At 39.7% G+C, this 21,342-nt stretch carries 21 protein-coding genes; 20 read left to right on the forward strand and 1 reads right to left on the reverse strand.

What is annotated here, in order from left to right; translation table 11 throughout:
• Positions 1–203 precede the first annotated feature (203 nt).
• The 3 genes from MKX52_RS07075 (at position 204) to gerR (ending at position 1,595) form a co-directional block, all read left to right on the forward strand.
• Positions 204–722: a DUF177 domain-containing protein gene (locus MKX52_RS07075; protein WP_342491720.1), complete on the forward strand. Its 519-nt coding sequence runs from the start codon at positions 204–206 to the stop codon at positions 720–722.
• Positions 723–743: 21 nt separating this feature from the next.
• The gene (gene rpmF / locus MKX52_RS07080; RefSeq protein ID WP_008354700.1) at positions 744–917 is read left to right on the forward strand and encodes a 50S ribosomal protein L32; all 174 of its coding nucleotides are present in this window, start codon (positions 744–746) and stop codon (positions 915–917) included.
• Between the two features lie 138 nt (positions 918–1,055).
• Positions 1,056–1,595, forward strand: a complete 540-nt coding sequence (gene gerR, locus MKX52_RS07085) for a sporulation-specific transcriptional regulator GerR (RefSeq protein ID WP_012009858.1) — start codon at positions 1,056–1,058, stop codon at positions 1,593–1,595.
• 46 nt (positions 1,596–1,641) lie between these two features.
• Here gerR and MKX52_RS07090 read toward each other — a convergent pair whose 3' ends face one another.
• Positions 1,642–2,121: an N-acetyltransferase gene (locus MKX52_RS07090; protein WP_003211702.1), complete on the reverse strand. Its 480-nt coding sequence runs from the start codon at positions 2,119–2,121 to the stop codon at positions 1,642–1,644.
• Between the two features lie 209 nt (positions 2,122–2,330).
• Between MKX52_RS07090 and MKX52_RS07095 the strand changes: the two genes are divergently transcribed.
• The 17 genes from MKX52_RS07095 (at position 2,331) to MKX52_RS07175 (ending at position 21,318) form a co-directional block, all read left to right on the forward strand.
• Entirely contained in the window at positions 2,331–3,230 is a 900-nt protein-coding gene (locus MKX52_RS07095; protein ID WP_342491721.1) for a 2-dehydropantoate 2-reductase, read from the forward strand.
• A gap of 64 nt (positions 3,231–3,294) precedes the next feature.
• Positions 3,295–4,914 carry a bacillithiol biosynthesis cysteine-adding enzyme BshC gene (bshC, locus tag MKX52_RS07100; RefSeq protein WP_342491722.1) on the forward strand — a complete coding sequence of 540 codons (1,620 nt, stop codon included), beginning with the start codon at positions 3,295–3,297 and terminating at the stop codon, positions 4,912–4,914.
• 128 nt (positions 4,915–5,042) lie between these two features.
• A complete protein-coding gene (mraZ, locus tag MKX52_RS07105; RefSeq protein WP_003211163.1) occupies positions 5,043–5,474 on the forward strand; it encodes a division/cell wall cluster transcriptional repressor MraZ in 432 nt (143 codons plus the stop codon).
• Between the two features lie 66 nt (positions 5,475–5,540).
• Positions 5,541–6,473 (forward strand): 16S rRNA (cytosine(1402)-N(4))-methyltransferase RsmH, encoded by a 933-nt coding sequence (gene rsmH, locus MKX52_RS07110; RefSeq protein ID WP_012009863.1) that lies wholly within the window; start codon positions 5,541–5,543, stop codon positions 6,471–6,473.
• A gap of 37 nt (positions 6,474–6,510) precedes the next feature.
• Positions 6,511–6,858, forward strand: a complete 348-nt coding sequence (ftsL, locus tag MKX52_RS07115) for a cell division protein FtsL (protein ID WP_012009864.1) — start codon at positions 6,511–6,513, stop codon at positions 6,856–6,858.
• Between the two features lie 7 nt (positions 6,859–6,865).
• Positions 6,866–9,016: a penicillin-binding protein gene (locus MKX52_RS07120; protein ID WP_342491876.1), complete on the forward strand. Its 2,151-nt coding sequence runs from the start codon at positions 6,866–6,868 to the stop codon at positions 9,014–9,016.
• A 126-nt stretch (positions 9,017–9,142) separates the two neighbouring features.
• Positions 9,143–11,062 carry a stage V sporulation protein D gene (locus MKX52_RS07125; RefSeq protein WP_012009866.1) on the forward strand — a complete coding sequence of 640 codons (1,920 nt, stop codon included), beginning with the start codon at positions 9,143–9,145 and terminating at the stop codon, positions 11,060–11,062.
• A gap of 212 nt (positions 11,063–11,274) precedes the next feature.
• On the forward strand, positions 11,275–12,750 hold the full coding sequence (locus MKX52_RS07130) for a UDP-N-acetylmuramoyl-L-alanyl-D-glutamate--2,6-diaminopimelate ligase (RefSeq protein ID WP_342491877.1): 1,476 nt from the start codon (positions 11,275–11,277) through the stop codon (positions 12,748–12,750).
• A gap of 135 nt (positions 12,751–12,885) precedes the next feature.
• Positions 12,886–13,860, forward strand: a complete 975-nt coding sequence (mraY, locus tag MKX52_RS07135) for a phospho-N-acetylmuramoyl-pentapeptide-transferase (protein ID WP_003211854.1) — start codon at positions 12,886–12,888, stop codon at positions 13,858–13,860.
• Positions 13,861–15,216, forward strand: a complete 1,356-nt coding sequence (murD, locus tag MKX52_RS07140; RefSeq protein WP_088001559.1) for a UDP-N-acetylmuramoyl-L-alanine--D-glutamate ligase — start codon at positions 13,861–13,863, stop codon at positions 15,214–15,216. It abuts the gene before it with no gap.
• 59 nt (positions 15,217–15,275) lie between these two features.
• Positions 15,276–16,376 carry a stage V sporulation protein E gene (gene spoVE / locus MKX52_RS07145; protein WP_003212197.1) on the forward strand — a complete coding sequence of 367 codons (1,101 nt, stop codon included), beginning with the start codon at positions 15,276–15,278 and terminating at the stop codon, positions 16,374–16,376.
• Positions 16,377–16,573: 197 nt separating this feature from the next.
• Positions 16,574–17,668, forward strand: a complete 1,095-nt coding sequence (murG, locus tag MKX52_RS07150; RefSeq protein WP_119124807.1) for an undecaprenyldiphospho-muramoylpentapeptide beta-N-acetylglucosaminyltransferase — start codon at positions 16,574–16,576, stop codon at positions 17,666–17,668.
• Between the two features lie 31 nt (positions 17,669–17,699).
• Positions 17,700–18,611, forward strand: coding sequence for a UDP-N-acetylmuramate dehydrogenase (murB, locus tag MKX52_RS07155; protein WP_151021474.1), 912 nt, complete (start codon positions 17,700–17,702; stop codon positions 18,609–18,611).
• Positions 18,612–18,738: 127 nt separating this feature from the next.
• The gene (locus MKX52_RS07160) at positions 18,739–19,518 is read left to right on the forward strand and encodes a cell division protein FtsQ/DivIB (protein WP_342491723.1); all 780 of its coding nucleotides are present in this window, start codon (positions 18,739–18,741) and stop codon (positions 19,516–19,518) included.
• Positions 19,515–20,204: a DUF881 domain-containing protein gene (locus tag MKX52_RS07165; RefSeq protein WP_342491724.1), complete on the forward strand. Its 690-nt coding sequence runs from the start codon at positions 19,515–19,517 to the stop codon at positions 20,202–20,204. The genes MKX52_RS07160 and MKX52_RS07165 overlap by 4 nt, the downstream gene beginning before the upstream one ends.
• A 20-nt stretch (positions 20,205–20,224) precedes the next feature.
• Positions 20,225–20,950, forward strand: a complete 726-nt coding sequence (locus MKX52_RS07170) for a DUF881 domain-containing protein (protein ID WP_144455961.1) — start codon at positions 20,225–20,227, stop codon at positions 20,948–20,950.
• Entirely contained in the window at positions 20,950–21,318 is a 369-nt protein-coding gene (locus tag MKX52_RS07175) for a small basic family protein (RefSeq protein WP_003210988.1), read from the forward strand. The genes MKX52_RS07170 and MKX52_RS07175 overlap by 1 nt, the downstream gene beginning before the upstream one ends.
• Positions 21,319–21,342 lie beyond the last annotated feature (24 nt).

Consider the following 21,342-nt stretch of genomic DNA (forward strand, 5'->3'; position numbering starts at 1 on the left):
ATGTCCCGCCTTTCTTGCTATGGTTAAATGGTCTATGCTACAGTAGCATAAGGGAAAAATGAAGCCCATTTTTTTCAGTGTAGGCATTCCGAGAACTGATGTCAAACAACGCTCTGACATCACAAAGGACTGTAAAGAAAAAATATTGACAAATAACATGATGAAAGCTATAATCATGTTTGTTGCTCTTAGAGGTGATACAATTGAAATGGACAGTTTATCAGTTACATCAAAAAGCTAAAAACAGCTTCGATTTTCATGAGACGGTTGACTTAAATGAACTTACTAGCCTTCATTCAGATATACGTCGCATTTCACCAGTAGAGGTGAAAGGGACTGGAGTGATCGAATCAAAGCAAGTCGCATTTGATTTAACCATCACAGGTGAAATGACATTGCCTTCTTCAAGAACGCTTGTTGATGTAAATTATCCATTTGCGATTTCAACGAAAGAACTATTTGTACTTCATAAGACAGACGACATAGAAGATGAAGACGTTTCTATTGTAGAAGACGACATCATCGACTTAACGCCTTTAGTCAAGGAAGAAATTCTTCTTGAAGTGCCGATGCAAATCTTTTGCGATCAAACTGACGTAAAAGGTGCTGCACCACAAGAAGGGAATGACTGGGCGGTCATTTCGGAAGATGCACATCAAAACCGAATTGATCCTCGTTTGGAAGGCTTGAAGAAGCTCTTAGAAGAAAATAATGAATCTTAACTCTTTAAGGAGGTGGGAATAATGGCTGTACCTTTTAGAAGAACTTCTAAAATGAAAAAAAGATTGCGTCGTACGCATTTCAAACTACAAGTACCTGGTATGGTAGCTTGCCCAGAATGCGGTGAAATGAAAATTTCTCATCGTGTCTGCAAATCTTGCGGAACATACAAAGGCAAAGACGTAAAAAGCAACTAATGCTTGATAAAAAAACGTGAGGGAATCTTCCCTTGCGTTTTTTTATTTGTCTATTTTTTACGATTCTCTCCTGCAAATAGTCTATCTACTCTAGTAGGCGCATATGATGTGGTATTCAGATTCAGGGGGGATGATCAATTGACGATTACAAGGCAGGACGCATGGACACAGGATGAAGATTTACTTTTAGCAGAAGTCGTCTTAAGGCACATTCGAGATGGAGGAACGCAGCTTTCCGCATTTGAGGAAGTTGGTAAGGCATTGTCAAGAACTGCGGCAGCATGCGGTTTCAGGTGGAATTCATACGTGAGAAAGCAATATCAGGCAGGCATAGAACTGGCAAAAAAACAGCGGAAAGAATTGCGTAAAAAAATAGGGATTCATTCCTCTGGTTTACCACAACATGCGTTAACCATAGAAGAGAAGACATCTTCAAACGAGGCAGAATTGACCCTTCGAGAAGTGATTCAGTTTTTAGAGCAGCTTGAAAAAGAACCTGATGGACCTGCTCATTTACGCGAAGAACTGGCAGATGCACAGCATCAATTAAAGTCACTTACGGAAGAAAATGAACACTTAAAGCGGCAATTAAAAATGACAGAAGAAGATTACCGGGCACTCATAAGTATCGTTGAAAGAGTCAAACAGAATATAAGCTTAAAAGAATATGCTAAATAAAGAGACGCCCCTCACAGAGAAAGGAGGGGCGTTTTGTGATCAGCCTTTAAGCGGATTCACCTGTATTTTTTTGAATATGTGCGGGCTCCCAGATGAGTGGATTTTCACCCTTATCGCGCTCCATATCATATTTGACTGCTTCAAAGCCCATTTTATCCCAAAAACCGGCAGATTTGACACGCGGATTGGTCCGAATTGGCAATCCGAACGATTTAGCGAATTCAACAAGTGCTTCGCCGTACCCTTTGCGCTGATACCCAGGAAGCACTTCCAGCTTCCACAGCTCTAAATAATCATGGTTGTGGTTAAAATACGTTGTCGTTGAGCCGTCCACTTGATAAAGGCTCATACGTGCCACTAGCTTATCTCCGAAATAAATCCCATAAAATGGAGAGTTGCTGTCGTTTTCAATCATATTGCTTTCAAGGTCTTCAAGCATGGATAGCTCTTGTATGCCGTATTCCTTAAATTGTTTAAATTCCTCTAAAGTTTTGTAATTAATTAGAAGTCGTTTTACTTGTGCCATATGATCTTCCCCCTTACACACATAATGTCGACAGTGATGTCATTGAAGGCGTTTTCATCCCATCCGCCTCAAAAAGTTTTTACACTTATTATTATAGTTTTTAAATTAAAAAAATTCAATCGTAGCGCGTCATCTGCTTTTTGCATCATGACATGAACCTGTTAAAATAGTTGATATCAGGAAGTAAACGAAAAAGGGATGTGCGGCAGTTGAACATTGGAATCATTGGCGGCGGTGCGATTGGTCTGCTCTGTGCTAGTTATTTAACGCAGCATCATGACGTCACAGTCTTTACAAGAAGAAACGAACAGGCAGAAGAGATTCGAGCATTCGGTATTGAGCGAACAGTAAAAGGAGAAACATGCCAGGCGTCTGTTCATGCACAAACAGGAATAACAGGAGAATTTGATTTGCTCATCGTGACAGTGAAATATCATCATTTGCAAGATGTGCTTAGTGAACTATCAACATTATCTCCTCATCGTATCTTATTCTTACAGAACGGAATGGCTCACTTATTAGATTTGGAGAATTGGAAAACGGGACATTCATTATACATAGGTGTGGTAGAGCACGGAGCAATGAAGATGTCAGATCATGAAGTGAACCATACAGGTATCGGTGTCATCAAGTGGGGGGCATTTCAGCATGAAGCAGCAGCTGATATAAAAAAAGCATTGAATGAGACATCATCCCATTTTCAGATGGTCTATACGGATGATTGGAAAAAGGTGCTGGAGGAAAAACTGCTTGTCAATGTCTGTATTAATCCGCTTACGACTTTACTGCATGTGAGAAACGGGGCATTAATTCAAAATCCTTCATATGAATACATGATGAAATGTGCATTTGAAGAAGCAGTTTCTATCTTGAGCTTACCTGAAAAAGAGCGACTCTGGGCTTATGTCATCACTGTTTGCGAGAATACGGCTGAGAATCAATCATCTATGCTTCAAGATATAGTAAAAGGCCGCCAAACCGAAAGAAAAGCTATCCTTGGCTATCTTTTAAAAAAGGCTCAAGCACAAGGTGTTGCGGTGCCACATCTCACTTTCTTTGATCGAAGCTTGGAAGTATTGGAAAAAAAGCAAACAAAATCTTTTGAGTGAGCTCATTTACATGCTATACTTTTTCGGGAAACTAACTATTTATTGAAGAAAGGAAGTTCTAAACATGCAATTGACTGAACTTTCCATCCGAAGTCAGAATTTATTCATACGTGATTATATAGAAGAAAAAAAAGAGATGACGACTTTTTTTGATTATGATATACATTCTGAGTACACATGGAAAAAGAGATACGACGATCTCATGAAAATGAGCTTCCCGCGCGAGGCTTTAGCGGATTATATGAGTGCATATCACGCAAAGTTTGAATCGGCAGCGATGCGTCAGAACATTGAAAAGATCCGTGACAAGCGAAGTGTCATGGTGGTCGGAGGGCAGCAGGCTGGTCTATTAACAGGACCGCTTTATACCATACATAAAATCATATCCATCATTCAGTTTGCAAAAGAAAAAGAAACAGAACTTGGCGTCCCAGTGATTCCGGTCTTTTGGGTAGCCGGTGAGGATCATGACGTAGATGAAATTAATTTTGTGTACACATCTGGCGAAAAAGGGCCAGTGAAACAAAAACTGTCATTACATAACGTCAAAAAAGCGGCTGCGAAAAGAATCCCGCTTGATCAAGAAAAAACTGAGATATGGCTCCGTGATGTATTTTCAACGTATGAAGAATCTGCATACACCAATGATTTGCTTGAACAGCTTCTTCGATGTTTACGCAAATCACAAACGTTTACTGATTTCTTTGAATGGATTGTATGTGACCTCTTTGAAGAAGATGGACTGCTTTTATTTAATTCAGGTGACTTAGGTGTCAAACCACTCGAGCGTACGTTATTCAAGCACATTGTCGAGACAAATGATGAGGTTACTAATCGTTTAAATGAATCGCAGGCTGCTATGAAACGAGCAGGATATCAGCCGATTATTGAAGCCGGTGACAATCAGGCGAATCTGTTTTACGAATATGATGAGGAACGTTTCCTAATTGAAAAAGAGAACGGCCGGTTTTTGATATCAGAAGTGGGGCTTACATGGACAAAGGAAGAGCTTTTGAAGGAAGTTGAGGAGCACCCAGAACGATTTAGCAACAATGTGGTGACGCGTCCCTTGATGCAGGAAACCCTTCTCCCGACACTTGCTTTTATGGCAGGACACGGTGAGGTTAACTATTGGGGAGAGCTGAAAGGAATCTTTGAGCATTTTCAATTAAAGATGGCGCCTGTTCTTCCGAGACTGCATGTGACCATTCTTGAAAGACACATCGACAAGAAACTGCCAGTTAGAGAACTGTCGGTAGAAGAAGTGCTCACAAATGGAGTAAAAGAAAAGAAAGACGCTCACTTTCAGCAAAGCCTTCCAGACAGCTTTGTTCAAGCGGTTGAACATGCCAAACGTGAATTGGCTAATGCTCATGGCGTGATGAGACAAGAAGCACTGGAGATTGAACCAAACTTCGAGCAGCTGCTAGATAAAAATGCCAAATTTATTGAAGACCAGCTTCAATTTGTGTATCAAAAGGTTGCGCAGCGTGTGGAAGAGAAGGAAGGATATATCCTTCGGGACTTTGAACGGATTGAAAATAGTTTAAAACCACTAGATGCCCCACAAGAAAGAATTTGGAATATCATGTACTTTTTAAACAAATATGGTCCAGAATTCTTCAAAACGTTCAAAAATCTGCCATTTTCATTTCAAAATAAGCAACAAATTGTCAAACTTTGAAATAAAGTTTTAATGAACCCTGACTAGTTCAGGGTTTTTTTTTATGGAGAAACAGTGTAGAATAAGTTTTGTGGAGAGAAGTGGTGGATAGTGGAGAGTAAGGGTGAGAAAGTGGGGCTCTGATTATCATGTTCATGGGTGAATACCAACATACGATTGATACAAAAGGGCGCATGATCATCCCTGCTAAATTTAGAGACGGTCTCGGAGAACAGTTTGTGCTGACGAGAGGGCTTGATCAATGTTTATTTGGCTACCCTATGAGTGAGTGGAAACTAATTGAAGAGAAACTCAAAGCACTACCGCTAACGAAAAAAGATGCACGTGCGTTTACCCGGTTCTTCTTCTCTGGCGCAGTCGAATGCGATCTGGACAAGCAGGGGCGTATTAACATCGCATCAAACCTACTCCAATATGCAAAACTCGAAAAAGAATGTGTGGTCATCGGCGTTTCAAATCGAATTGAGTTGTGGAGTAAGTCGATCTGGGAACAATATACAGAAGAGCAAGAAGATTCTTTTGCTGAAATTGCTGAAAACATGATTGGATTTGATATATAATAATCCCTTGTGCAGCAAGCTTTCTACACATTCATTTCTATTTGAAAAAGGTGGGACCATAACATCATGTTTCAACATGAGACAGTATTATTAAAAGAAACAGTTGACGGTTTAAACGTAAAAGAAGACGGTACATATGTGGACTGCACGCTAGGCGGAGCAGGTCATAGCTCATATTTACTATCTCAATTATCAGAAAAAGGTACATTGATTGGTTTTGACCAAGACGATGCTGCACTGGATCATGCACGAGAGAAGCTCGCGGGTTCTAAAGCGAACATTCTTTTCATAAAAAGCAACTTCCGATATTTAAAAGAACGTCTGAATGAACAAGGTATTACAAGCGTAGATGGTGTGATTTTTGACCTTGGGGTATCATCTCCTCAGCTCGACACACCAGAGAGAGGCTTTAGTTATCATCATGATGCACCTCTTGACATGCGAATGGATCAATCAGCCGCATTGTCGGCAAAAAAAGTGGTCAATGAATGGCCATTTGAAGATCTAGTTCGGATTTTCTACAAATATGGGGAAGAAAAGTTCAGCAAGCAAATCGCACGCAAAATTGAAGAAGCAAGAAAAAAAGCGCCAATTGAAACAACGGGTGAGCTTGTCGACATCATCAAAGAAGGAATTCCGGCACCTGCAAGACGAACTGGCGGACATCCAGCGAAAAGAGTGTTTCAAGCGATCCGAATTGCCGTAAATGATGAATTGAAAGTATTTGAAGAAGCACTAGAACAAGCAATAGAGTTACTCAATCCGAAGGGGAGAATTTCTGTCATTACATTCCATTCACTTGAAGACCGGATTTGTAAAAGTACATTTAGAGAAATGTCTTCTCTTCCAGAACTTCCGCACGGACTACCAGTGATTCCAGAAGGACTTGAACCAAAGCTGAAGCTGATCACGAGAAAACCGATCGTTGCATCAGAACAAGAGCTGGAACATAACAACCGTGCCCGTTCAGCGAAGCTCCGAATTGCAGAAAAAAAGTAAAACGACACCATAGATGATGATAAAAAGGAGGTTTCTTATGAGTAATTTGGCTTATCAAAGAGAAGTGAAGCAACATCAAACAGAGCAGCAAGGCCAATCAGTTGTCATTAAAAGAAGAGGTTCTATCACACTTGGTGAAAAAATCTTACTTGTCATGTTTGTCATGGCTCTTATGTGCAGCTCGATTCTCATCATTTCTAAAGCTTTTGCTGTCTATCATGCCAATATCGAAGTGCAGAAGCTAGAACAGCAAGTATCTTTAGAATCGAAGAAAATCACTGAGTTACAAAAAGAGAAAGACTTGCTGAGTGAACCAGAAAGAATCATCGAAGCTGCAAAAAAAGCAGGCTTAAGCATATCGAAAGATGTTAAGAAGGTCGATTAACATGGCGATGCCTAAAAAGAATAAAATGATGAACAGAGGCGCGGCAATTGCAAGTATTTGCTTCGCCCTGTTTTTCTTTATCATCCTAGCGCGTTTTATCTATATTCAAATTACAGGAACGGTTGATGGACAAGTATTAGCCGCTAAGGCAAATGAACAATATCAATCGAAGAAAACACTTGAAGCCAAAAGGGGATCTATTTTAGACCGGAATGGAAATGTGATCGCTGAGGATACATCTGTGTATAAACTCATTGCGGTCATGAGCAAGAAAATGACAGTGGATCTTAAGCATCCAATGCATGTCGTCGATAAAGAAAAGACGGCAAAAGAGCTCTCAAAAGTCATCGATATGAGCGAAAGCGAAATTTTAAAGCGTCTCAATACAAAAGATGCATTCCAAGTGGAGTTTGGTAAAGCGGGGAAGGATATTAGTTTTTCAACGAAGGAAAAAATTGAAAAGCTAAAACTTCCAGGTATTGCTTTTGAAAAGGACACGAAGCGCTATTATCCAAACGGCATGTTTGCTTCTAACCTCATCGGTTACGCCAGATTAAATGAGGCGACAAAGGACATGTCAGGAGCAATGGGACTTGAGAAGACACTGAACAAATATTTAAAAGAAAGAGACGGCTATGTGACATATAACAGTGACAGAAGCGGATGGGCCTTGCCGAATAGTAAAGAAGACATTGTCGCACCGAAAGATGGGAAAAATGTCACGCTGACCATTGATCAGAAAATTCAAGCGTTTCTTGAAGAAAGTATGACGCAGGTTGCCAAAAAGTATAAGCCGAAGAAAATCATTGCTACAGTCGTTGATCCGAAAACTGGAAAAGTTCTCGCAATGGGACAGCGACCAAGCTTTAATTTAAATGAACTAGACATTACGAATTATAACAATGATGTGATTTCATATGCGTTTGAACCAGGTTCAACGATGAAGATCTTTACCTTAGCAGCGGCGATCCAAGAAGGGGTCTACCAAGGCAATGATAAATATCAATCTGGTACTTATAAAGTAGGCGGCGGACTTGTAAGAGACCACAACAATGGAAATGGCTGGGGCAAAATTGATTTTCATCAAGGGGTTCTTCGCTCATCAAACGTGGCCTTTGCAAAGCTCGCAAAAGAAAAACTAGGCTTCACACGCTACGAACAATATTTGCAGAAGTTCCATTTCTATGACAAAACGGGGATTGATTTGCCGAACGAGGCGTCTAGCAAAATCAATTATAGATATGAATATGACAAAGCATCGACTGCTTATGGTCAAGCATCAGCTATCACACCGATTCAACAAATTGAAGCAGCCACAGCGATAGCAAATGGCGGAACAATGATGAAGCCATATGTCATTGACCATATTACAGACCCGAACACAAACAAAACGATTTTGCAGCACGAACCAACAGCAGCAGGAAAACCAATTTCATCTGATACAGCGAAGCAAGTCCGGGACATTTTAGGTGAGGTTGTTTCTTCAAAAATTGGAACAGGTCAGCCTTACCAAATCAAAGGCTTCGACGTTGCTGGGAAAACAGGAACGGGGCAAATTGGCGGTGCCGGCGGTTACCTCCAAGGACGAAACGATTATGTCTTTTCATTTATGGGAATGGCGCCAAAAGATGATCCGAAGCTACTTGTGTATGTGGCTGTTCAGCAGCCGCAGCTGTCAGAAACAGAAACGGGGTCGGCTCCGGTTTCTCAAATCTTTAACCCTGTCATGAAAAATAGTTTGCTATATTTAAATATTGCACCAACAAAAACAGACGATAAAAAATCAGGCGAAGAAAAAGTGAAACAGGAAACGATGCCTTCATACCTGGATTTAGAAGTGAAGCAGGCAGAAACAGAAGCCAAAAAGAAAAACTTAACGCCTGTTGTCATCGGCGACGGGCTCTCCATTAAACGCCAGTGGCCGAGTGCCGGCTCTGAATTCTCTGAAAGCCAGAAAGTGTTCTTGAAAACAGCAGGTAAAACCATTAAGATGCCTGATATGACAGGATGGTCCAGAAGGGAAGTCCTTCAATATGCTTCGATTGCCGGTGTGCATATAGAAACAAATGGACAAGGATATGCTGTGAAACAAAGTGTCAAAAGTGGAGGAGAGATTTCAGACAAAGTCGTCACTGTGACATTTAAAAGTCCAAATTAACTTGAAACCTAGCAAATCACTTGCTAGGTTTTTTTCTGTTGCTCCAGCAGAATATCACGGTGCGTTCTACAAAAGGACGGGCCTGCATATGATGAAAATAAGCCATATGTAAGGAGTGAACCGGGCGTGCGAGTGTCGAGTGTAACAGTGAGAAAACGATTGCTTTTCGTGCTGCTGTTTGGGGTGATCATTTTTTTCATCATAGATACTAGATTAGGATATGTGCAGTTTATTATGGGTGAGAAGCTGACAAGCTTAGCAAAAGATTCATGGAGTAGAAACCTTCCATTCGAACCGGAACGAGGAGATATCTTGGACCGGAATGGAGTAGAGCTTGCGACGAACAAAAGTGCTCCATCTATTTTAGTTGTCCCTCGGCAAATTAAAGATCCTGCAGAAACAAGTAAGAAATTAGCAGCAGTGCTGAATATGTCTGAAGAGAAAGCGTACAAACACGTCACGAAGAAAACATCAATAGAACGAATTTCACCTGAGGGCAGAAAGGTATCACATGAAAAAGCAAAAGAAGTGAGAGAGCTTGATTTAGAAGGTGTGTATGTAGCAGAAGACAGCATCAGACATTATCCGTTTGGCAGCTTTCTTTCACATGTACTTGGTTTTGCTGGAATCGATAATCAAGGCTTACTTGGACTTGAAGCCTACTATGATGACGACCTAAAAGGCGAAAAAGGCTCTGTGAAATTTTATTCTGATGCAAAAGGGCAAAAAATGCCAGATGAAGCAGATGATTATACACCTCCTAAAGATGGTCTTGATATGAAATTGACAGTCGATGCAAAAGTACAAACTATTATAGAACGGGAATTAGACAACGCGCAGGCAAAGTATAATCCTGATGGTATGATTGCGATTGCGATGAATCCTAAAAATGGTGAAGTGCTCGGAATGTCGAGCAGACCAGATTTTGATCCAGCTGATTATCAATCAGTTGATTCAAAAGTGTTCAACCGAAATCTACCGGTGTGGAGCACATATGAGCCGGGTTCAACATTTAAGATTATTACACTTGCAGCAGCATTAGAAGAGAAGAAAGTTAATTTAAAACGTGATTCATTTTTTGACAGCGGATCTGTGACAGTTGATGGTGCAAGGCTTAGGTGCTGGAAAAAAGGCGGACACGGATCGCAGTCATTCTTGGAAGTCGTTCAAAATTCCTGTAACCCCGGCTTTGTAGAGCTGGGAGACCGTCTGGGTAAAGAAAAATTATTTTCTTATATCAAAAATTTCGGATTTGGCCAAAAAACCGGAATTGACCTTCAAGGAGAAGGACGTGGGATTTTGTTCCCGCTTGATCGTGTAGGTCCTGTAGAGCAGGCGACCACGGCCTTTGGTCAAGGTGTTTCTGTTACACCGATTCAACAAGTGGCTGCAGTAGCAGCTGCAGTAAATGGTGGGACACTTTACACGCCATATATTGCAAAAGAGTGGATAGATCCAATCACAAAAGAGGTCGTGAAAAAGCAATCGCCTATTGCCAAAAAGAAAGTGATTTCAGCAGAAACATCTAAAGAAATCAGGTATGCACTTGAAAGTGTAGTCGCCCAAGGAACTGGCCGAAATGCATTTGTTGAAGGGTATCGGGTCGGCGGAAAAACAGGAACAGCCCAGAAGGTAAAGGACGGAAAGTATATGGAGAATAACCATATTGTGTCGTTTATCGGTTTTGCGCCTGCCGATGACCCAAGTATCGTAGTCTATGTGGCTGTGGATAACCCAAAAGGCACCATTCAATTTGGTGGTACCGTTGCCGCGCCAATTGTTGGTCATATTATGCGGGATAGCCTGCCTGAGATGGGTGTGAAAAAAAGAAAAGGCCAAATTGAAAAGAAGTATCAGTGGCTGGACACAAAAACCATTGAAGTACCGAATCTTGTAGGAGGATCTGTTTCAGATCTTGAATCCCTCTTGATTAACCTAAAGATCGATGCCTCAGGAACTGGCAGTAAGGTAGTGAAGCAATCACCTGCTGCGGGGACAAAGGTCAAAGAAGGCTCGACGATCAGATTATACTTAAACGATGAATAATAAAGAATAAACAGAGGGTAGCCGCACTCATTTGGCTACCTCTTTTTGTTGAAAGAGAAGGACAGTTTGAAAAAAAGAGTCCAAAGTGTGTTTTTTCCAACAGAAACTTAAGGAATACGCTGGATGTATCCTTTTTTTTACGATAAAATATAGACTGTGTGTTTTTTTCACAAGACATGCACGTGAACGAATTTGAGAGGTTTGATATGAAAATGAAATTACAAGAACTGCTTACATACTTTAAAAGTGAAAACAACGAATTGATAAACGAAAATCCTGATATCACTTCCATTGAAATGGATTCAAGAGAGGTGAAAGAGGGAAGCCTTTTTGTCTGTATAAAAGGCTATACAGTAGATGGACACGATTACGCTGAAAAAGCGGTGAAAAGCGGGGCTGCAGCCATTGTAGCAGAACACCCACTTAACATAACAGATGTACCAGTCATTATTGTGAAACACTCTCAAAGAGCACTTGCAAGAATAGCTGATGCGTTTTATGAACAGCCCACTCATAAGCTGAATCTCATTGGGATCACTGGTACAAATGGAAAAACCTCAACAACACACATGATCGAACAAGTGATGAGAAAAGCCGAAAAGAAAACAGGCTTAATCGGTACGATGTATATGAAAGTGAATGATGACATTCTCGACGTGAAAAACACCACACCTGAAAGTGTCACACTTCAGAAAACGTTTAAACAGATGCTTGATCAAGATGTAGACACAGCCATCATGGAAGTATCATCACATGCCCTCCACCTTGGCAGAGTACATGGATGTGATTATGATATTGCGGTTTTCACAAACCTTACACAAGACCATCTTGACTACCACAACACAATGGAAGAATATAAACATGCGAAAAGCTTGCTGTTTTCTCAGCTTGGAAGTGCCTTTCATCACAATAAACCGAAGTATGCGATTTTAAATGCAGATGATGAGGCTTCGAGTTATTTTGAAAAAGTCACAGCTGCTGAAGTCATGACGTATGCCCTAGAGCAAAAAGCAGATGTCATGGCAAAAAATATTCAAATCATGCCGAAGGGAACTCAATTTGATTTGGTCACTCCAATCGGCACCAAGAAAGTGACGGTTGCCCTCGTCGGGAAGTTCAATGTGTATAATATCCTTGCAGCTGTATCAGTTGGGATCGTATCTGGCTTAACATTTGAGACGATCGTGAGTGCGATTGAAGAGCTTGAAGGAGTCAAAGGCAGATTTGAACTTGTAAACTGCGATCAAGATTTCCCGGTCATCGTCGATTACGCGCATACACCTGACAGTTTAGAAAATGTCCTCACAACGTGTAGAGAATTAACAGAGGGCAAAATTTTCTGTGTGATTGGCTGCGGTGGTGATCGTGATAAAACAAAGCGTCCTCAAATGGCTCAAATCGCTGTGAAATATGCAGATGAACCTGTATTTACGTCAGACAACCCAAGAAGCGAAGATCCTTCAGCCATTTTAAAAGATATGGAAAATGGGGTACCAGACGCATATTATCATAGCTTTGTGAATCGGAAACAAGCGATTTTCTTTGCCATTGCCAATGCAAAAAAAGGCGATACAGTCCTAATAGCGGGTAAAGGCCATGAGACCTATCAAATTATTGGCGATCAAGTCTATGCCTTTGATGATGCAAAAATTGCTGTTGACGCTATTTTAGACCTAAACAAATCTTAAAATGATGAAAAGAGTGTAATGAAATGAAGCATTTTGTACAAAAACAACATACGAAGAACAAGAATGAATACCATAATAATGAATGCAATTTTCTGATGGAAAACGGCTTTGGAAATTCGGAAGGAGTAAAGAACGATGCTTGAACAGGTGATATTGTTTACAATCATAATGGGATTTTTAATCAGTGTTCTTTTATCCCCGATTTTTATACCGTTTTTAAGAAGACTAAAATTTGGTCAAAGTATTAGAGAAGAAGGCCCACAGTCGCACCAAAAGAAATCTGGAACGCCGACAATGGGCGGCATCATGATTATCTTTTCTATCACTATTACAACAATTGTGATGATCAACAAATTTTCTGAGATTAGTCCAGAAATGTTTTTACTGTTATTTGTCACACTTGGTTACGGCCTATTAGGATTTTTAGATGATTATATTAAAGTAGCGATGAAACGAAATCTTGGATTAACATCGAAACAGAAATTAATCGGTCAAATTGTGATCGCTGTGATCTTTTATGCAGTTTTCCATTATTATCAGTTTGCAACGACAATTCGCATTCCAGGAACAGACGTCAGCTTTGATTTAGGATGGGCTTACTTTATCCTTGTTGTCTTCATGCTTGTCGGAGGTTCTAATGCCGTAAACTTAACAGATGGACTGGATGGTCTCTTATCTGGAACAGCTGCTATTGCTTTCGGAGCATTTGCTATACTGGCTTGGAATCAATCGCAGTATGATGTAGCAATCTTTTCAGTAGCTGTTGCAGGCGCTGTCCTTGGCTTCCTTGTGTTTAACGCACATCCTGCAAAAGTATTTATGGGTGATACAGGTTCTCTAGCATTAGGCGGAGCTATTGTAGCAATTGCGATTTTAACGAAGCTTGAAATTTTACTTGTCATTATTGGTGGGGTATTTGTTGTAGAGACGTTATCCGTTATTCTTCAAGTCATTTCCTTTAAAACAACCGGCAAAAGAATCTTTAAGATGAGTCCACTTCACCACCACTATGAATTAGTTGGCTGGTCAGAGTGGAGAGTAGTTGTCACCTTCTGGACAGCTGGTTTATTACTGGCTGTTTTAGGAATTTACATCGAGGTGTGGTTATAATTGAATAAGATGCAAATGTTAAAAAATGAACATGTACTAGTATTAGGTCTTGCTAAAAGCGGATATGCGGCAGCTTCAATTCTTCATGAACATGGAGTAAATGTGACGGTAAATGATCAAAAACCATTTGAAGAGAACGAACCTGCTCAGCTACTTTCTGAAAAGGGGATTGATGTCGTTTGTGGCAGCCATCCTCTTCGTATATTCGAAGATAAAGACATTACAATTTTAATTAAAAATCCAGGTATTCCTTATGAAAATGTGATGGTTCAAGAAGCGCTTCGCCGTCAAATTCCAGTTTGGACTGAAATAGAATTAGCGTATCATTTAACCTCATCTCCTTTTATTGGGATTACTGGATCGAATGGAAAAACCACTACCACGACATTAATTTATGAAATGCTGAAAAAAGACAGCCAAAAAACATTAGTGGCTGGTAATATTGGAACAGTTGCCAGTGAAGTCGCTGCAAATGCAGATGGCGATGAGTGGATCGTAACGGAACTCTCTTCTTTTCAGTTAATGGGGACAGTTGAATTTAGACCGAAAATCAGCTTAATATTAAATATTTTTGATGCACATTTAGACTATCACCACACTCGTGAAGAATATGAAAAAGCAAAGCAGAAAGTATTCGCACATCAACATGAAGATGACATTGCTGTCATTAACTTAGATGATCCTTCAGTTGTAAAACTAGCAGAAGGTTCAAAAGCAAAAAAAGTGTTTTTCTCAGTGAAAGAGCCAGTAGAACATGGTGCGTTTATTCAACATGGTGCAATTTACTACATGAATGAACATATCATTGATGTAAAGGATGTTGTCCTTCCTGGTGAACATAACCAAGAAAACATTTTGGCAGCTATTTGTGTTGTGAAAAATGCAGGTTGCTCAAATGATGCAATCGTTCACGTTCTCACGACATTTGGTGGAGTGAAGCATCGTCTGCAATTTGTAGATACAATTCAGAGTCGGAAATTTTATAACGATAGTAAAGCAACCAATATTTTGGCAACAAGTAAAGCATTGTCAGCTTTCGAACAACCGACTATTTTGTTAGCAGGTGGACTTGATCGAGGCAATGAATTTGATGAATTGAAACCTTTTATGAAACATGTAAAAGGAATGATCACATTTGGTGAGACTGCACCTAAGTTTGTGAAGCTTGGTGAAGAGCTTGGAATACATCATGTAAAACATGTCGATAATGTTGAACAAGCAGTACCTGCGGCGTTTAACATATCTGAAGAAGAAGACGTGATTTTATTATCTCCGGCTTGTGCAAGCTGGGATCAACATAAAACATTTGAAGAACGTGGAGACATGTTTGTAAACGCCGTGCATATGCTTAAATAAGGGCTTGTCTCTCATACGACTGACAGCCCAAATGAAATTATGCTTGGGGTGTCGGTCTCTTGACGAATAAGAAAACTTCTCCGGATTTTTTGCTTGTTGTCATTACGTTACTTTTATTGACGATTGGTTTAATTATGGTGTACAGCGCTAGTGCAGTGTGGGCATCGTATAAATTTGATGATTCGTTTTATTTTGCAAAAAGACAGCTGTTGTTTGCCGGAATCGGAGTTATCGCAATGTTTTTCATTATGCGAGTCGATTATTGGACGTGGCGGACTTGGTCAAAGATATTGATTGCTGTTTGTTTTCTCCTTTTGCTGCTTGTACTTATTCCTGGCATCGGTATGGAGAGAAATGGATCAAGAAGCTGGATCGGTGTCGGTGCGTTTAGTATTCAGCCCTCTGAATTTATGAAGCTTGCGATGATTGCGTTTCTTGCAAAATTCTTATCTGAAAAACAAAAAAATATCACATCCTTTCGCAAAGGTTTTGCCCCAGCTTTAGGCATTGTATTTTCTGCATTTGCCATCATTATGCTTCAACCAGATCTGGGAACAGGAACGGTAATGGTTGGAACCTGTATTATCATGATATTTGTTTCAGGTGCGAGAATTGCTCACTTTATATTTCTCGGTCTTATAGGGCTCAGCGGGTTTGCCGCGCTTGTCTTATCAGCACCCTACCGAATAAAACGAATTACATCATACTTAAATCCTTGGGAAGATCCGCTGGGCAGTGGGTTTCAAATTATTCAGTCCTTATACGCTGTTGGTCCAGGTGGTCTGTTCGGAATGGGACTTGGTCAAAGTAGGCAAAAATTCTTCTATTTACCTGAGCCCCAAACGGACTTCATCTTTGCGATATTGTCTGAAGAGCTTGGCTTTATAGGAGGATCACTTATTTTACTCCTCTTTAGTGTTCTATTATGGAGAGGCATACGAATAGCACTTGGAGCGCCAGACTTATATGGGAGTTTCCTAGCAGTTGGTATTATTTCAATGGTTGCCATTCAAGTAATGATTAACATAGCAGTTGTCACTGGACTGATTCCTGTGACAGGTATTACGCTCCCATTCCTTAGTTATGGCGGCTCATCATTGACATTAATGCTGATGGCGATTGGCGTACTTCTGAATGTCAGCAGGTACGCAAGATATTAGCTTGATGTAGCTAATGAAAACATGTTGACGTTTATTTTGCAAAAGTATAAAAAAATGATTTGAAGAGTGAAAATGACAGTTTTTGTTTCGAAAACGTGTATTTTGACTCTTCTTTACAGGTTTTAATGGAGCCCTGTTGTTTAAAACAGGGTTTATACTTTGTTCAGAGCAGAAAAAAATCGAGGGGAAATGGTATAATGCGTATAGTAATCAGTGGAGGCGGAACAGGCGGACATATTTATCCGGCCTTAGCCTTTATTAAAGAAGTGAAAAGGCTGCATCCTGATGTGGAATTTTTATATATTGGTACTGAAAATGGACTTGAAAAGAAAATTGTAGAAAGAGAAAATATCCCTTTCAAGGCGATAGAAATTTCAGGTTTTAAACGAAAACTTTCCTTTGATAACGTCAAAACGGTGATGAGATTTTTAAAAGGCGTTCAAAAAAGCAAATCTTACTTAAAAGAATTCAAGCCTGATGCGGTTATTGGAACAGGCGGTTATGTGTGTGGTCCTGTGGTTTATGCAGCTTCTAAGCTGAAGATCCCGACTATTATACACGAACAAAACAGCCTGCCTGGTATTACAAATAAGTTCCTAGCGAGATATGTTAATAAGGTAGCCATATGCTTTGATGAAGCAAAGGCACATTTTCCTTCTGAAAAGGTTGTATTTACGGGAAACCCTAGAGCCTCTGAAGTCGTCTCTATAAAAGAGGGGAAATCTCTTAAAGAATTTGGGCTTGATGAAAACAAAAAAACGGTTCTTATTTTCGGCGGGAGCCGAGGCGCTGCTCCAATCAATAGAGCAGTGATTGAAATGCAAGAGGGTTTAAAGGCAAAAAACTACCAGCTTTTATATATCACAGGCGAGGTTCATTATGAAAAGGTGTTGAATGAACTAAAGGAAAAAGGTTTAGCACCTAACATGATCACAAAACCTTTCTTGCATCAGATGCCGGAGTACCTGAAGTCGATCGATGTGATTGTTGCAAGAGCAGGAGCTACAACTATTGCTGAAGTAACGGCTCTTGGAATCCCAACCATTTTTATTCCGAGCCCATACGTGACGGCAAATCATCAGGAAATCAATGCAAGATCACTTGAAAAACATGATGCTGCGATTGTTTTAAGAGAATCAGAGCTTACAGGGGATCGTCTGCTGCATGCTATTGATGAAATTGCTGGTAATGAAGAAAAGCTCAACCAAATGAGCCGTTTAACGAAAGAACTCGGAGTACCAGATGCGGCTACACGTTTATATAATGTGTTAAAAGAAATTACGACTACATGATGGAATGATATTAGGTAAGGCGGAGGGTAATATGGAGAACTTGAAGAATGAATTATTAGAAGCGCAAGTTGGTAAAGTACTTGAAAACGAGCCGCTTGCGAATCATACAACAATGAAAATAGGCGGACCAGCAGATCTTTTGATCATCCCAAAAGATATCGATGCAGTGAAAACGATCATGGATCATGTGAAAAAACACCAGACGAATTGGACGGTTATTGGAAGAGGTTCGAATTTACTTGTACTCGATAAAGGAATTCGAGGAGTTGTCCTAAAGCTGGGTGCTGGACTGGATCACCTAACTGTAAATGATGAAGAAATTACAGTCGGTGGTGGTTACTCTGTCGTAAGGCTCGCAACATCACTTAGTAAACAGGGTCTTTCAGGACTGGAATTCGCAGCTGGTATTCCGGGATCTATTGGCGGCGCTGTTTATATGAACGCAGGTGCACATGGATCTGATATCAGTAAAATTCTTGTGAAAGCTAGAATCTTATTTGAAGACGGAAGTATCGAGTGGCTTACAAATGAACAAATGAATTTTAGCTATCGAACGTCAGTCCTTCAAAAGGAACGACCTGGCATTGTTCTCGAAGCTGTGTTTAAGCTCAAGCAGGATGACCGCGAGAAAATCACAAAGAAGATGCAACAAAATAAAGATTATCGTAAAGAAACCCAGCCTTATAATCGGCCATGTGCTGGCAGTATTTTTCGAAATCCGCTGCCTGAATATGCAGGACAGCTTGTAGAAAAAGCGAATTTAAAAGGATACCAACTCGGCGGAGCTAGAATTTCTGATATGCACGGCAACTTTATTGTCAACGCTGGTGGAGCCACTGCTCAAGACGTACTGGACTTAATTCAGTTCATCCAAAATAAAATTAAAGAAGACTACAACGTAGAGATGCATACAGAAGTAGAAATTATCGGTGAAGAAAATTAACAGGTAGTTTTTATGAATGATCACATCAGAAGAAAACAAACGGCATGAAAGAATGCCGTTTGTTTTCTCATCAAAATGATGACCCAAAGGTGTGGACAAGCAGCTTTGAACGAGGTGAGGAGTATATATGCGGCCTGATCATGAAAATGAAAAGATCGTCAATATAGAAGAGCGAATTCCTAAAATTAAAGAACAAAGGAAGCAAAAAGCGAATCGGAGACTGATCTCTTTTATACTACTGTTTTTTATCATGGTTTTAATCATTATTTATTTGCAGACACCTATCAGCAAGATATCTTCATTAACCATCACAGGTAACGAACATGTCTCTACAAAACAGCTTGTTAAACTTTCACAAATTAAAGAAGGCGAAACAGAGTTTTGGAATTTAAATAAAGATACAACAGCAGATCATATTAAACAAAATAAACTGATTAAAAGTGTCAGTATCAAAAAACATTTCCCAAATAAAGTGAGTATTGCTGTCAAAGAATATGCAAATATTGCGTATCTTCAAAAGGGAAATCTATATTATGAGCTTCTTGAAAATGGGACCGCCTTACCAGAAGAAATGACACCGAGTCATGCAGGACCTATTTTTGTCGATTGGGACAATAAGGAGAAGCTGAAGCAAACGGTTAAATCTTTAAATCAACTGCCAGCCTCTATTCAGGAACTCATCTCAGAAGTTTATTATGTGCCGACAAATTCAAACAAGTGGCTAGTTAAATTTTATATGAATGACGGAAACACTGTGATTGCTTCAATTAAAACATTCGGTGATAAAATGAAAACCTATCCAGCCATTGTTAAAGAGCTTTCGTCATCTGAAAAAGGCACAATTCATATGGAAGTCGCTACGTATTTCGAAGCGTTTAAATCTAAGAAAAAGGATGATGAGCGTTGAGGGGCAAAACAGTTATATTCTCAATTGTCATGCTTGTTCTTGGCTTTCTGATATCTTTTTCATACCAATATACAAAGCAGCATCAGGCAGATGTCATTCGGACAGAGCAATGGAAAAAAGAATACTCTCTGAAAAGTCAGCTCACAACGCAAGAAAAGGCGAATCAGAAACTCGAAAAAGAATTATATAGTCTTCAATCAAAGGTACAAGCAACAGAGTCTAATTTGAAAAATGAAAAAGAGCAGTATTTTAATGTATTGGAAGATGTTGAGAAATACAGAATGTTTACAGGAGAGATCGGTGTAAAAGGAAAAGGGGTAAAAGTGTCTCTTGAAGATGCATCTTATATCCCGAGTGGACAAAATGTCAATAATTACATTGTGCATGAGAGCCATATTTTTCATGTGATAAACGAACTATTTATATCAGGTGCTTCTGCTGTATCTATTAATGGACAAAGAATCACACACCAATCATACTTACATTGTAACGGACCAGTTGTCACAGTAGATGGTGTTCAGCATCCAGCACCATTTGTCATATCTGCTATTGGTGATCCAGCTGTGTTAATACCTGCTTTAAATATTGCAGGGGGAGTGGTCGATCAGCTGACAAGTGATCACATTTCAATGACGATTGAGAAAACGGATATTCGTATGAACCCTCTTTTAAGAAACAAAGATTAAAAGTGAAAAGGTGAGTGGTGTTGAGGAAAAAGAAGCCTTTACTTAGTTTAACAGTTTTAATGATCATATTTGGCATCATGGTCTCCATCCAATTCAATTCCTTACAGAAGCCCGAAGTTCGAGATACTCGTGATGTGTGGGAACTGAGAGAGGATTTATCTGCATCTAAAAGTAAGGAATTGGATTTATTGAAAGAAATTGATAAATACGACGAGATGCTTAAAAAATATGGTCATCAAGGAGATCGATCAAAAGAAGCACAATTAACAAAAACGTTAAAAGATTTAAAAGAAAAGGCTGGTTTTACAGAAGTGGAAGGGGAGGGGATTGAAATTGACATTTCTCAGCTTTTTTCCAAGGACCTTACCGGAGAAGAAGTGAAAAATATCCCACCTGATCTTCTGAAAAAGTTAATTAACGAAGCCAATATGTTTGGGGCAAAACATATTTCTATTAATGATCGCCGTGTGATTAATACAAGTGTGATTCGAGATATTAATGGCACGACAAAAATGGATGGCTACAGCTTAGATAGTGATGAAGTCACCATTAAAATGATTGGTGAGCAGGCCGACAAATTATACAGCCGTTTAAATGTATCAGATATTGGTGACTTGTTTGCTCAGGAAAACTTCAGCTTGAGTATAAGCCAGCCGAAGAAAAAAATTCATTTAAAAGCATATGACGGTGCAATTCAAGTAAACGAATTGAAGCCTCTTGACGATGTAAAGGAGGGAAAATCTTAATGTGGCTTCCTGTACTTGGCTTAATCATAGGAGTTGCGATCGGTTTCTTAACTAATTTTACGATACCGAATGAGTATTCCAATTATCTTTCCCTCGCTGTACTTGCTGCGCTTGATACATTGATTGGTGGTATCCGGGCACATCTGCAAGGGGCATACGATGAACTAGTGTTTGTATCAGGCTTCTTCTTTAATATTATACTGGCAATAAGTTTAGCTTTTCTGGGCGTCCATCTTGGTGTAGACTTGTACTTAGTTGGAATGTTTGCATTCGGCGTTAGATTGTTTCAAAATATAGCAGTAATCAGAAGAATTCTACTAACAAAATGGACAATTTCTAGAGAAAAAAAGAAAAAAAGTGAGTCATAAAAAAGGATATACATATGATGTAAC

This window comes from Bacillus sp. FSL R5-0422 (assembly GCF_038610765.1).
Lineage (GTDB): Bacteria > Bacillota > Bacilli > Bacillales > Bacillaceae > Bacillus > Bacillus pumilus_O.